Source organism: Diaphorobacter ruginosibacter, assembly GCF_040396215.1.
GTDB classification, from domain to species: domain Bacteria; phylum Pseudomonadota; class Gammaproteobacteria; order Burkholderiales; family Burkholderiaceae_C; genus Diaphorobacter_A; species Diaphorobacter_A ruginosibacter_A.
Map to the genome: position 1 here is coordinate 1 of NZ_JBEBOW010000113.1, position 12,749 is coordinate 12,749.

Sequence of the window (12,749 nt, forward strand, 5' to 3'; positions counted from 1 at the left end):
TCCGCGCAGTGCTCGCAGCTTTCCGCGCAGTCCTGGCAGTGATCGGCATCGTGCCTCTCGCACTCGCCCGCACAGCTCTCGCAGATGCGCGCGCACAGTTCGCAGATGGCAGGGACGTGCGCGCTGTCGCGCGACATCGCAGCGGCTGCGAGGCGGCATGCGCCCGCGCAGTCCATGTTCACGGCAACGCAATTGAGCATGTGCTCCGCATGCACGTCGCGCAGGCACGCAGCCGCGCAGAACTCGCAGAGCAAGGCGCAGCGCGAGCAGGCCGCAATGCAATCCCAATAACGCGATTCAGACAAAGAGGTGGGTGCGTCGAGCATGTCGCTCCTTTCTCCGAAGACGGTTGATCGGCAAGAACGTTCCCGGGCATTTTGTCCCGCAAACCTGTTTATAGGAAGTCGGCGCCCCGCCGCCATGTAGGACATGACTGCGATATGAACAGGGAAGTTGCAACAACCCTCTGTCAATTGTCAGGATTTTCAGCACAATACGAGGCCCTATGAACCGCAGAAACCTCATCATCACGGCGGCAGCCGCCGCCATGGCGCTCGCAGCCCCGCTGGCGGCGCATGCCGAGCAGGATGCCCCCATCCGCCTCATCGTCCCCTATGCGCCCGGCGGCCCGCTGGATGCCACCTCCCGCATCCTGGCCGAGCGCGTGCGCGACAGCCTGGGCGTGGTGGTCGTGGACAACAAGGCCGGCGCGGGCGGCAACATCGGCGCGGACATCATCGCCAAGGCCGCGCCTGACGGCCAGACGATCGGCCTTGCGGCCACTGCGACGCATGCGGTCAATCCATGGCTGTTTTCCAGGATGCCCTACGACGCCGCCAAGGATTTCGCCGGCATCACGCAAATGGTCCGCGTGCCCAATGTGCTGGTTGTCAATGCCGCACGCGCGGAAAAGATGGGCATCCATTCCGTCGACGACCTCATCAAGTACGCCAAGAGCCACCCCGGCAAGCTCAACTACGGCAGCGGCGGCAACGGCAGCGCGGGGCACCTCGCCGGCGAGATGTTCAAGCAGCGCGCCGGCATCTACGCGCTGCACATTCCATATCGCGGCGCCAGCCCGGCACAGCTTGCGCTGCTCGCCGGAGAAGTCGATTTCAACATCGACAACCTCGCGGCCGCCGCGCCCAACATCAAGGCAGGCAAGCTCAAGGCGCTGGCCGTCACCTCGCTGGAAGCATCGCCCATGCTGCCGGGCGTCGCGCCCCTGTCGGACAAGTTCAAGGGCTTCTCCATCGATACGTGGTGGGGGCTGGTCGCGCCCGCGGGCACGCCCAAACCGGTGATCGACAAGCTCAACAAAGCCTTCACCGACGCGCTCAAGTCGCCCGAGACCAAGGCCAAGTTCGCGCCGATGATGGCCGAGCCGGTGGCCACTTCGCCCGAGGAATTCGACCGTTTCATGGCCGCCGAGCGCGCCAAGTACCAGAAGCTGGTGAAGGCATCCGGCGCGAAGGTGGACTGAGCGCCATTGCCGAGCCCGCACCCCGCGCCGGTCAATGAAAAAAGCTCTTGCGGCGTAGCTCCGCAAGAGCTTTTTTTCATGGAGAGCGATCCCCGGAAATCAGCAGGCCGGACACCAGAGCGCGGCATCCGCCACACGCTGGATGCGCTGCCGCGACACCGAATTGCGCTGCTCCAGGGAAAGCCCATCCATCACCTGCCCGCCCAGCAATTCCGACAGGGGGAGCAGCACGAACGCGCGCTCGCGCCAGCGCGGGTGCGGCAGCGTCAGGCGAGGCGTATCGAGCGCCACATCGCCAAACCGCACGATGTCCAGGTCCAGCGTGCGCGGCGCGTTGCGGTAGGGGCGCTCACGGCCCGCGCCGAGCTCTATCCTCTGCAGCGCATCAAGCAGCTCGAGCGGTGCGAGCGTCGTTTCGATCTCGGCGATCGCATTCAGATAGTCCGGCCCCGCGGCATCCACCGGCGCGCTGCCGTAGAGCGACGACACGCGCAGCACCCGCGTGCCCGGCAGCGCGGCGATGCTCTGAACCGCACCGCACAGAGCAGCGCGCGCATCGCCCAGGTTGGCACCCAGGCCGATCCAGGCGGTTTGCGGCCGGGCGGACATGGCCATCACCGTCCCGCTCAATCCTGCGAATCGTTGGCGCGGCCGCCCTCGCCCTCTTGCGGGCCGCCCGGCTTGCGGCGGCGTCGGCGGCGTTTCTTGGCCGCCGCGGGTGGATCGCCCACTTCGATGTGCTCGAAGCTGCCTTCGGGCTCACGCGGCGTCTTCGGCTTCGTCCGGGCTGCCGCCGCGGGCTGGCTCGCGGATGGCTCGGCCGCCTCCGCGGCGCCGGACTTGGGCGCGCGCCTGGCGGTCTGCGTCTTGCGCTGCCTTGCGCGCTGTTCCTCGCGCACCTGCTCGATCATGTCTTCGCGGCGCGCATCATCGGCCAGCTGGAACTTCTGCCACCAGTCGGCAAGCTGCTCCTCGACCTCGCCCACATCGGCGCGCAGGCGCAGGAAGTCAAAGCCCGCGCGAAACCGCAGGTGCGCCACCATGCCGTGCGGCGTGGAGCCGCTGCGCTTTTCAAAGCGCGGCTGCATCACCCAGATTTCCCGCATGTCGGCGGCGAGCTTGCCCCGGCCTGAAACATCGCCGATACGCTTGTCGAACACATCGTCGATGGCATCCTGCAGCGCGGGAAACGCATGCTGGCGCTGCATGCGCTGCTCCCAGCCGGTCTTCACGTCCTGCCACAGCACGCAGGCCAGCAGAAAGCTGGGCGCCACGGTCTTGCCCTCGCCCACGCGGCGGTCGGTGTCGGCCAGCGCGGCCTGCACGAACGGGTTGCCCGCGCGCTCCACCACCACATCCAGCAGCGGATAGATTCCCTTGGCAAGGCCCAGCGCCTTGAGCTGCTCGATCGAGGCCATCGCATGGCCCGTCTGCAGCAGCTTGAGCATTTCATCGAACAGGCGGCTTTGCGGCACGTCGCCCAGCAAGTGCTCGGATTCGACCAGCGGCCCGGCCGTTTTCGCATCCAGCCTGAAGCCGCGCTGCGACAGCTTGGCCGCGAATCGCACGGCGCGGATGATGCGCACCGGGTCCTCGCGGTAGCGCGTGGCTGGATCGCCGATCATGCGCAGCACCTTCTTCTTCGCGTCCTCGATGCCCTTGTGGAAATCCACGACGACCTGAGTTTCAGGGTCGTAGTACATGGCGTTGACGGTGAAATCGCGGCGTGTCGCGTCCTCGTCCTGCGGCCCCCAGACGTTGTCGCGCAGCACGCGGCCGCTCGCGTCCACGGCGTGCTGCATGCCCGCGAGCTGCGCCTTGCTGGTCTTTTCGTTGCCGGCGACGCGCTCGGCGGCGGCATTGTCCAGGTAGGCGCGGAAGGTAGACACCTCGATGACCTCGTGCTCGCGCCCGCGCCCGTACACCACGTGCACGATGCGAAAGCGCTTGCCGATGATGAACGCGCGGCGAAACAGATTCTTGACCTGCTCGGGCGTGGCATTGGTGGCGACGTCGAAGTCCTTGGGGCGCAGGCCCAGCAGCAGATCGCGCACCGCGCCGCCGACGATATAGGCCTCGAAACCCGCCTGCTTGAGCGTGCGGACCACATCGCTTGCGCGCTTGTCCACGAGTTCGGGATCGATGCCATGCACCGATACCGGCACGTCCACGCGTTTGCCGAAGCGGTTCTTGCTCCGCCCGGCGGAGCTGCCGGATTTCTTGCCCAGCAATTTGTCTATGAAGGTCTTGATCATGGCTTTTGGGGGAACAGGTCCAGAATGCGCCAGCCCTTTTGCAGCGCGAGTGCGCGCAGGCGCGCGTCGGGATTGGTGGCAACCGGATGCTGCACCTTTTCCAGCAGCGGCACATCGTTCACGGAGTCGCTGTAGAAAGTGCACTCCACGTCATCCCATCCCAGGCCACGCTCCTTCAGCCAGGCCTCCATGCGCCGCACCTTGCCGTCGCGCATGGAGGGAATGCCGTCGATCTCGCCGGTGATCCAGCCCGAGGCATCGCGCTCCAGTTGCACGGCGATGAGGTTGCTCACGCCGAACTCCCTGGCGATCGGGGCAGTCACGAACTCGTTGGTGGCCGTGATGATGACGATTTCATCGCCCGCCTCATGGTGGGAGCGCAACAGATTGCGGGCCGCCGGCTGGATGGCAGGCCGGATCACTTCGTCCATGAACCGCTCGTGCGCGCTGGCCGCCTGCTGCGCGCCGTGCCTGCGCACCGCTTCGGTTGCGAAGCGCACGTAGTCGTGCACGTCGAGCGTGCCGGCCACATAGTCTTCATAGAAGGCCTGGTTGCGGCGTCCGAACTCTTGCTTGTCGGCCCAGCCGATGCGGATGGAAAACTCGCCCCACTCGAAGTCGGAGTCGAGCGGGAGCAGCGTGTGGTCCAGATCAAACAGCGCCAGCCTTGGCCGTTGCACCTGATTTCTTGAATTCATTCTTCTTCTTGGTTAAGGATGCCAGGCCGCCCTTGCATTCGGCATGGCCGGCATCCGGTTCATTCATGCTGCAGCATGTCCTTGAGCAGCGGAATGGTGATGGCGCGCTTTTCCCGCAGCGAATAGCTGTCCAGCTTGCCGAGCAACTGCATCAGGCTGCCCAGATCGCGGGAAAAACGCTTGAGCATGTAGTCCATCACCTCGTCGGCCAGGAACACGCCGCGCGCGTCCGCTTCCTGGCGCAGCACCTTGCGGCGCGCGTTCTCGTCCAGCAGATGCAGCTGGAACACATGGCCCCAGCCCAGGCGGCTGCGCAGATCGTCGCGCAGCGGCAGATCGGCCGGCGGCAGATCTCCTGCCGCCAGAACCCAGCGCGGGTTTCCGGCCGCAGGATTCAGCGCGTTGATGAACCAGTTGAAGGCCGCCGCCTGCTGCTTGCTGTTGTAGAGGTGCACCTCATCCATGATCACCGTCACCCAGCGCTCGCTGAACGCCGCCGGGTCGCCGACCGATGCGTCGAGCCAGCCCACCGATTGCCCCTGCTCGCGCAAGGCTTCGTATGCCGCACGCAACAGATGGGTCTTCCCGCAGCCGCACTCGCCCCACAGGTAGGTGGGGACCGGCGAACGCACGTAGTTGTGACCGGAGCCGACGGACAGGCGCAGATGCGCCAGCGCTTCCTCATTGGTGCCGACGAAGAAACGGTCGAAGGATGGCCCCGGAGCGAGGCCGATATCCAGAGCCAGCTGCTTCACGCCATCACCTCGCAGGCGGTACGCGCGCGGACATGCGGCCAGGCTCCGGCGCGATGAGCGGTAACAACGTTCTCAGGATTTAGTGGCATGGAACAAACAGCTGAGGCCCTATCGCCGGCAAACGGCGCCGTGGGTGAATCGAGTGAATCCATGGAGTCACAAGCACCGCCAGAGCCGCGCAGCCAATGCGAATGGCAGGCGGGAAGTGTTTGATTTTAGTGCCATGAGGCGTGTCAGCCTTTCATGGGGTGAAATTCACAACAAATCCGGCCGTGAAAGCTTCTTCGCCCACGATTGCCAGGGCGATGAAGCGCGGTATTCACAGCGGATCGGGGCAAGCCCTTAAAATCCTCTTGTTCTGCCTGCCGCGCAGGCTCCAAGCACCCCAGAATTGCGATCCATGAGCTCCTCCACCCCATCCACTCCCATTTCCTACAAAGACGCTGGTGTCGACATCGACGCGGGCGACGCGCTCGTCGAGCGCATCAAGCCCCTGGCCAAGAAAACCATGCGTGAAGGAGTGATGGCCGGGATCGGCGGCTTTGGCGCGCTGTTCGAAGTGCCCAAGCGCTACCGGGAGCCCGTGCTGGTTTCCGGCACGGACGGCGTGGGCACCAAGCTCAAGCTGGCCTTCGAATGGAACATGCACGACACGGTCGGCATCGACCTGGTCGCCATGAGCGTGAACGACGTGCTGGTGCAAGGCGCCGAGCCGTTGTTCTTCCTCGACTATTTCGCCTGCGGCAAGCTGCATGTGGACACCGCCGCCGCTGTCGTCGGCGGCATCGCCAGGGGCTGCGAGCTCTCGGGCTGCGCGCTGATCGGCGGCGAAACCGCCGAAATGCCCGGCATGTACCCCGATGGCGAATACGATCTGGCGGGCTTTGCCGTCGGCGCGGTCGAGAAGTCGAAGATCCTGACCGGCCAGGACGTCCGTCCCGGCGATGTCGTGCTGGGCCTGGCGTCGGCGGGCGTGCACTCCAACGGCTTTTCGCTGGTGCGCAAATGCATCGACCGCGCCGAGGCCAGCGGCGGCATTCCAGCCACGCTCGACGGCAAGCCGTTCCGGCAGGCCGTCATGGAGCCGACCCGCCTGTACGTGAAGAGCGTGCTGCAGGCACTGGCGCAACACCCCATCAAGGCGCTCGCCCACATCACCGGCGGCGGCCTGCTCGAAAACATTCCGCGCGTGCTGCCACAGGGCACTGCCGCGCACCTGAAGGCCGGCAGCTGGCCCCAGACCGAACTGTTCGCCTGGCTGCAGAAAACGGCGGGCATCGACGACATCGAGATGAACCGCACGTTCAACAACGGCATCGGCATGGTGGTCGTCGTGGCCGAGGAAGCCGCAGAAGCCACCGCCGCCACGCTGCGCGAACTGGGCGAGACGGTCTATCGGATCGGCGCGATCGCAGAGCGCGGCGACGGCGCCGCGGTGGTCGTGGCCTGATTCAAGACGCGGTCGTCATCCATGCAGCCCGCGTCGCCTCCGCCTGCCCCTCCCGTGCCCGCCCCACCTCATCGCCAGGCAGCCTGGCACGGCGCTTCGCGCGGGGTGAAACTGGCCAGCTATCTGCTGATGGCCGGCACGCTGCTCATGGTGCTGCACTACAGCCTGCTGCCGGGGCTGCTCAGCGTATGCCTTGGCTTTCTCATCACGCGCTGGCTGGCGGTGAGGCTCACCTGGGTGCGCCGCCGCTTTCCGCGCAAACCGGGCAAGGTCGGCTTCGGGCCGGCGCTCGCTGCCACAACCGTGGTGCTGGCGCCCATGCTGCTGGTGGCTCTGGCGCTGTCGCATTCCCGCACCTACATCGTTGACGCCCCGCAGCAATACAAGGAGCTGCTGAACTACCTGGCCATCACGGTGCTGGAGCTGCGCGACAAGCTGCCGACCGATCTCGGCAAGATGCTGCCCGATGGGGCCGAAGAGCTGCAGAAGATGATGGCGGGCTATCTGGGCGCCAAGGCGGGCGCGCTCGCCATGGCGGGCCGCGCGTGGCTCACCGGGCTGCTCTATGCCTATGTCGGCCTGCTGATCGGCGCGCTCGCCGCGGTACGCCACATCAGCAATCATCGCGGGCCGCTGGCGATCCAGTTGGTCAGGCGCATATCGCTGTTCGGCGAGGCCTTCCGCCAGATCGTGGCGGCGCAGTTCTGGATCGCCTCCTTCAACACGGTGCTGACCGCCCTGTTCCTGCTGGCGATTCTTCCGCTGTGGGGGCTGAAGCTGCCATACACCCCCGCGCTGATCACGCTCACCTTCTTTGCCGGGCTGATCCCCATCGTGGGCAACCTGCTGTGCAATGCCGTGCTCACGCTGGTCGGCCTGTCGGTCTCCCCCGCCGCCGCGGCTGCCTGCCTGGCCTTCCTCATCCTGATCCACAAGGCCGAATACGTCATCAACGCCAAGGTGGTGGGCACGCGCACGCACATGGGCGTATGGGAGCTGCTGACCGTGATGTTCGTGGCTGAAGCGATTTTCGGCCCGTCCGGGCTGGTCGCCGCGCCGCTGTTCTATGCCTACCTGAAAAAAGAGCTGGAAGCCGAGCGGCTGGTCTGAGCGCCGCGCCGCCTTGCCGCGCCCCCCGTTCGGCGGGCGCCCCGAGAATATCCCCGGATGCTTGTGGCTCATTCGGTCACATACCGCCATTGAAAGCCTCTCCACACTTCCAATTTGGTGCATGCATAGGCTATGCTGGCAGGCGTCCGTGGAGTTTCAGGCATCCATGTCGGAATTCGCGTTGAACCTCCATGTGGCCAATCACAAGCACCAACGGAACTATCGCCTGAATCACTCAGAGAAATTGGAGACCTTGCAATGACCATTCTGGTTGCCTATGTCGCACGTCCCGAGGGCCGAGCCGCCCTGGACAAGGCCATAGAAATCGCCACGCGCCGCAACGAAGCCCTGGTTGTGGTGAACGCCGGCCCCGGCGGCCATCAGGAAGACCCGGCCCTCATCAGCGGCTATGAGGCCGAACGCGTCGAGGAACGGCTGGCGACCCTGCCGATCAAGGCCGAGTTCAAGCAGTTCGTGCGCGGCAAAAGCGCCATCGATGAAATCGACAACCTGGTCAACGAATTGAAGGTCACCGTCCTGGTGATCGGCCTGCGCAAGCGCACCGCCGTGGGCAAGCTGCTGCTGGGCAGCATGGCGCAGGAGATCCTGATGAGCGTGGATTGTCCCGTGCTGTGCGTGAAGGCCGCCTGATTCCGGCCCCGCACCGACAACGCCTTTCAGACACCCGCAAAAGACCGCGCGGCTCCCTCCCGGGGCCGCGCGGTCTTTTATCTTGCAGGCGGCTGCCGGCCTGGCTGCCGACCTGTCAGTAGGTCTGCGGCACGATCATTTCCAGAGGCACCGGCTGGCGGATGTAGTCGGGATGGCGCACGCGCTCGGGCAGCACCACCTCATCGTGCGGCACGTCCGCATAGGGAATCTGCGACAACAGGTGCGAGATACAGTTCAGCCGCGCCTTCTTCTTGTCGTCCGCGGGAACCACCCACCACGGCGCCTCGGGGATGTGCGTGCGCTCCAGCATCGCCTCCTTGGCCTTGGTGTATTCCTCCCAGCGCACGCGGCTTTGCAGGTCCATGGGGCTCAGCTTCCATTGCTTGAGCGGGTCGTGGATGCGTCCGAGAAACCGCAGATGCTGCTCTTCATCGGTGATGGAGAACCAGTACTTGATGAGGCGTATGCCGGAGCGCACCAGCATTTTCTCGAATTCGGGCACGCTGCGGAAGAACTCCTCGTATTCATCTTCCGTGCAAAAGCCCATCACACGCTCGACGCCCGCGCGGTTGTACCAGCTGCGGTCGAACAGCACGATCTCCCCGGCCGCCGGCAGGTGGGATACATAGCGCTGGAAATACCACTGCGTGCGCTCGCGGTCATTGGGGGCGGGAAGCGCAGCCACCCGGGCCACGCGCGGATTCAGGCGCTGGGTGATGCGCTTGATGACTCCACCCTTGCCCGCCGCGTCGCGTCCCTCGAACAGGATCACGACCTTCTCGCGCGATTGCTGAACCCAATCCTGCAGCTTGACCAGCTCTCCCTGAAGGCGGAACAGGTTCCTGAAATAGCTGCGGCGCGCTTCATTGTCCACCGCCGGCCTGGAGCCAATCTCCTCGATGAAGCGATCGTCGACCTCCAGCTCGAGCTCCTCGTCGTAGCTGTCCATGAGATCGTCGGCCATGCGCTGCATGAATTCCTGGGGTGCTAGTGCAGAGTTTTGAAACATAGGGATTGGCCTACAAACACACTCCGATCATGACGAACCACGATGACAGGCATGTGACATTCCTACGTCCGTCACATTACCGACACACGGGGCCGGCTCCCGCCTGTCGCCGCGCTCAGCTTTGCGATTCACGCAGCCGCAGCAGCAGCTCCTGGATGGCTTCCGCGTCGATCGAGGAGCCTTCGTGCAGAAGATAGGTCTCCAGATCGCTGATCGCCTCCTTCATGTGGCCGCGCTCCACATGAGCGAAGCCACGGTCGCGCCACTCGGTCCATGCGTCGGGCAGCAATGCGATCAGGCGGCATTCCACATCGATCAGGCGCTGCCAGTCGCCTTCGGCGCGATGGATCTCCTTCAAATTGCGCAGCATGCGCACCAGGACCTCCCTGGCGGAAGCGCCCCGCAGATATTCCGACAACTCGATCTCGGCTCCTTCGCCGTCCTGCTTGGGAATGAAGGCATCGATGCGTTCGCTCAGATCCTCGCGCGAGAGCGAGCGGCCAGTCGTCGGATCGATGACGACCTGGCCTTCGGGCAATTGCACCCGCACCAGGAAATGCCCCGGGAACGAAACGCCATACACGCGCAGATCCAGGCTTTGCGCCAGTTCCAGCCAGAGCACGGCCAGCGAGATGGGAATGCCGCTGCGCGTGCGCAGCACGGCGTTCAGATAGCTGTTGTCGGGGTCGTAGTAATTGTTCAGGTTGCCGCTGAACCCCAGCTCATTGAAGAAGAACTGGTTGAGCGCATTCAGCCTGCGCACCGGCTCGGCACTCTCGGAAACCGTGCGCTTGAGCCGCGCCTGGAGCTGATCCATTTCATCCAGGACCTGCTGCACATCCAATTGCGGATAGGCATCCTGCGCAATGCATGCGGCCGCCTCGAGCAGCGGAATGGACTCCTGCCGGCCTCCCTCCTGCACCAGGCAGGTGAAATACTCCAGCGGCGTGGGGACGTTGAATTGCAGTGACATAGACGTTGCCTCAGCTCCTGAGCGTTGGTGCATGACACACCAGGTTCAGTTCCATTATCCAGTCGAACATCAGCCCTGGAAGCCGCCCGGCTGCCCGCTTTTCGCGGAAATTACCTGCGCAGGATCTTGCGCAGATTCAGCCTGAGCGCCCAGAGCGCCCCGAAGTACACCACGATAGACCCAATCAGCAAGGCCGCCAGTAGGCCAACACGCCACAATGCGCGCGCGCGAAGCGCGATCCAGTCAAAGTGCTGGTTGCCCCACCACAGGAAAACCGCCAGCGCCACGCCCGCCGCCGTCACCTGCGCGAGAAACCTGCCCCAGCCCGGCTCCGGCCGATAGCTGCCGCGCCGCAGCAGGCCGATCAGCAGCCAGGACGCGTTCATCAACGCGCCAAGGCCAATGGAGAGCGCGAGACCGGCATGCGCGAGCGCGGGCACCAGCACCAGGTTGAGCATCTGCGTCACGATCAGCACCGCCACGGCAATCTTCACCGGAGTGCGGATGTCCTGCACGGCATAGTAGCCCGGCGCGAGCACTTTCACCGCCACCAGGCCCAGCAGCCCCACTCCGTATCCCTGCAGCGCGATGGAGATCTGGCGCACGTCGCCATCCGTCAGCTTGCCGTGATGAAACAGCGTGGCGACCAGGGGCTGCGCAAAAAACAGCAGGCCGATGGCGCATGGAACGCTCAGCAGCACGACGATCCGCAAACCCCAGTCGAGCATGGATGAGTATTTCTGCAAATCTCCCTTGGCCTTGGCCGTCGCCAATTGCGCCGTGAGCACGACCCCCAGCGCCACGCCCAGCAACGCCGTGGGAAACTCCATGAGCCGGTCCGCGTAGAACAGCCACGTCACACTGCCCTGCGCCAGATACGACGCGATCTGCGTATTGATCATCAACGAGAACTGCGCGACCCCCACGCCCAGCAGGGCCGGGACCATGAGCTTGAGGATGCGATGCACGCCCTCGTTGGCAAACGCGCGGCGAAAGGCCTCTATCGAACAGCCGACGCGCGGAAACATGCCAAGCCGGGCCAGCGCGGGAAACTGCACCGCCAGTTGCAGCACGCCGCCGATCATCACGCCGGCCACCATCGCATAGATCGGCTCGATGCCGTGGCGCGCGAACACCGGCGCGCCCAGCCAGGCCGCGCCGATCATGCTCAGGTTCAGCAGCACCGGCGTGAGCGCGGACACCGCATACCGGCGCCACGTATTGAGCACGCCCGCCGACAGCGCAACCAGCGACATGAACCCGATGTAGGGAAACATCCAGCGCGTCATCAGCACGGCGGCTTCCATGCCCCCGGGCGTCGTCCGCAGGCCGCTCGCCAGAAGCCACACCAGCACCGGCGCGCCGATCACGCCCACAGCGCAGGTAACGAGCAGAATCCAGAACAGCACGGTCGTGACATCGCTCACCAGCCTGAACGTCTCTTCATCGCCCTGCTGCGCCTTGTGCGTGGCCAGCACCGGCACGAACGCCTGGCTGAACGCGCCCTCCGCGAACAGACGCCTGAAGAGATTGGGAATGCGGAACGCGACGTTGAACGCGTCGGTCATGACGTTGGCCCCGAACATCGAGGCCATGAGCAGATCCCGAACCAACCCCAGAACGCGCGAAGCGAGGGTCAGCAGCGAGACTGTGGAGGCGGCTTTGAACAATGACACGGGCGCCAGTGTATGCGCAGCAGGAGCGCGCAAAGCGCTTTTCCAGAGTGAAATGACGGCCAGGAAAGATCTGCTGACAATTTTCCGGCGGACGCCCGCAACGGCCCCCCGGGAGCCGGCAGCGAACGCCCTGTCCGAACCGTTGGCCTTCCCTGTGGCGCCCGAGCCGCCCCAAAAGAGAACTTTCAGGCTATAATACTCGGCTTTGCTGGCAACATCCTCAGACACTCAAAGGAAATCATCATGGCATCCAAGCCAAAGAAAAAGAACCCCCGCCTGGCCTCCGGCCGCAAGCGCGCACGCCAAAACATCAAGCTGAACGCAGCCAACACCTCGCTGCGCTCGAAGTACCGTACCGCAGTCAAGAACGTCGAAAAGGCCGTTCTGGCTGGCGACAAGACCAAGGCAACAGAATTGTTCGCCAAGGCCCAGTCCGTTCTGGACACGATCGCCGACAAGGGCATCTTCCACAAGAACAAGGCAGCTCGCGACAAGAGCCGCCTGTCCGCCAAGGTCAAGGCCCTGGCAGTAGCAGCCGCCTGACTCTCTTCAGGCAAACAGCCCGGGACATTGGACGCAAGAACAATGGCCCGCCGTTTGTAACGGGTGCGCTGTCAGCAAAACGAAGAAACCGCCGCGAGGCGGTTTTTTTGTTGCCGGGCCGACCC

General features: G+C 64.6%; 13 protein-coding genes. 5 read left to right on the plus strand and 8 right to left on the minus strand.

What is annotated here, in order from left to right:
* Positions 1-326 (minus strand): four-helix bundle copper-binding protein (locus ABWP92_RS13295; RefSeq protein ID WP_353235868.1); only part of this gene is annotated, 326 nt, incomplete at its 3' end.
* Between the two features lie 179 nt (positions 327-505).
* Between ABWP92_RS13295 and ABWP92_RS13300 the strand changes: the two genes are divergently transcribed.
* The gene (locus ABWP92_RS13300; RefSeq protein WP_353235869.1) at positions 506-1,483 is read left to right on the plus strand and encodes a tripartite tricarboxylate transporter substrate binding protein; all 978 of its coding nucleotides are present in this window, start codon (positions 506-508) and stop codon (positions 1,481-1,483) included.
* Between the two features lie 99 nt (positions 1,484-1,582).
* Here the strand turns inward: ABWP92_RS13300 and folK are convergent, their stop codons facing one another.
* Genes folK through hda form a run of 4 tightly spaced genes read right to left on the minus strand, consistent with a single transcriptional unit; the run spans position 1,583 to position 5,191 of the window.
* Complete coding sequence (gene folK / locus ABWP92_RS13305; RefSeq protein ID WP_502907534.1) at positions 1,583-2,092, minus strand: 2-amino-4-hydroxy-6-hydroxymethyldihydropteridine diphosphokinase; 510 nt, start codon at positions 2,090-2,092, stop codon at positions 1,583-1,585.
* 17 nt (positions 2,093-2,109) lie between these two features.
* Positions 2,110-3,738: a polynucleotide adenylyltransferase PcnB gene (gene pcnB / locus ABWP92_RS13310; RefSeq protein ID WP_353235871.1), complete on the minus strand. Its 1,629-nt coding sequence runs from the start codon at positions 3,736-3,738 to the stop codon at positions 2,110-2,112.
* Positions 3,735-4,436, minus strand: a complete 702-nt coding sequence (locus ABWP92_RS13315; protein ID WP_353235872.1) for a histidinol-phosphatase — start codon at positions 4,434-4,436, stop codon at positions 3,735-3,737. Before ABWP92_RS13315 ends, pcnB begins: the two co-directional genes overlap by 4 nt.
* 59 nt (positions 4,437-4,495) lie before the next feature.
* Positions 4,496-5,191: a DnaA regulatory inactivator Hda gene (gene hda, locus ABWP92_RS13320; RefSeq protein WP_353235873.1), complete on the minus strand. Its 696-nt coding sequence runs from the start codon at positions 5,189-5,191 to the stop codon at positions 4,496-4,498.
* A gap of 400 nt (positions 5,192-5,591) precedes the next feature.
* Here hda and purM point away from each other — a divergent pair, with 400 nt between their 5' ends.
* The 3 genes from purM to ABWP92_RS13335 all read left to right on the plus strand — a co-directional run bounded on the left by purM (position 5,592) and on the right by ABWP92_RS13335 (position 8,402).
* Positions 5,592-6,641: a phosphoribosylformylglycinamidine cyclo-ligase gene (gene purM / locus ABWP92_RS13325; protein ID WP_353235874.1), complete on the plus strand. Its 1,050-nt coding sequence runs from the start codon at positions 5,592-5,594 to the stop codon at positions 6,639-6,641.
* A gap of 21 nt (positions 6,642-6,662) precedes the next feature.
* Positions 6,663-7,751, plus strand: a complete 1,089-nt coding sequence (locus ABWP92_RS13330; protein ID WP_502907533.1) for an AI-2E family transporter — start codon at positions 6,663-6,665, stop codon at positions 7,749-7,751.
* A gap of 258 nt (positions 7,752-8,009) precedes the next feature.
* Positions 8,010-8,402 (plus strand): universal stress protein, encoded by a 393-nt coding sequence (locus ABWP92_RS13335; RefSeq protein WP_353235876.1) that lies wholly within the window; start codon positions 8,010-8,012, stop codon positions 8,400-8,402.
* Between the two features lie 115 nt (positions 8,403-8,517).
* Here the strand turns inward: ABWP92_RS13335 and ppk2 are convergent, their stop codons facing one another.
* The 3 genes from ppk2 to murJ all read right to left on the minus strand — a co-directional run bounded on the left by ppk2 (position 8,518) and on the right by murJ (position 12,081).
* The gene (gene ppk2 / locus ABWP92_RS13340) at positions 8,518-9,432 is read right to left on the minus strand and encodes a polyphosphate kinase 2 (protein ID WP_353235877.1); all 915 of its coding nucleotides are present in this window, start codon (positions 9,430-9,432) and stop codon (positions 8,518-8,520) included.
* A gap of 115 nt (positions 9,433-9,547) precedes the next feature.
* Positions 9,548-10,405: a SirB1 family protein gene (locus tag ABWP92_RS13345; protein ID WP_353235878.1), complete on the minus strand. Its 858-nt coding sequence runs from the start codon at positions 10,403-10,405 to the stop codon at positions 9,548-9,550.
* 110 nt (positions 10,406-10,515) lie between these two features.
* Positions 10,516-12,081: a murein biosynthesis integral membrane protein MurJ gene (gene murJ / locus ABWP92_RS13350; RefSeq protein WP_353235879.1), complete on the minus strand. Its 1,566-nt coding sequence runs from the start codon at positions 12,079-12,081 to the stop codon at positions 10,516-10,518.
* A gap of 240 nt (positions 12,082-12,321) precedes the next feature.
* On the opposite strand from murJ, the gene rpsT reads away from it, so the two are divergent.
* Positions 12,322-12,624, plus strand: coding sequence for a 30S ribosomal protein S20 (gene rpsT, locus ABWP92_RS13355; protein WP_353235880.1), 303 nt, complete (start codon positions 12,322-12,324; stop codon positions 12,622-12,624).
* Positions 12,625-12,749 lie beyond the last annotated feature (125 nt).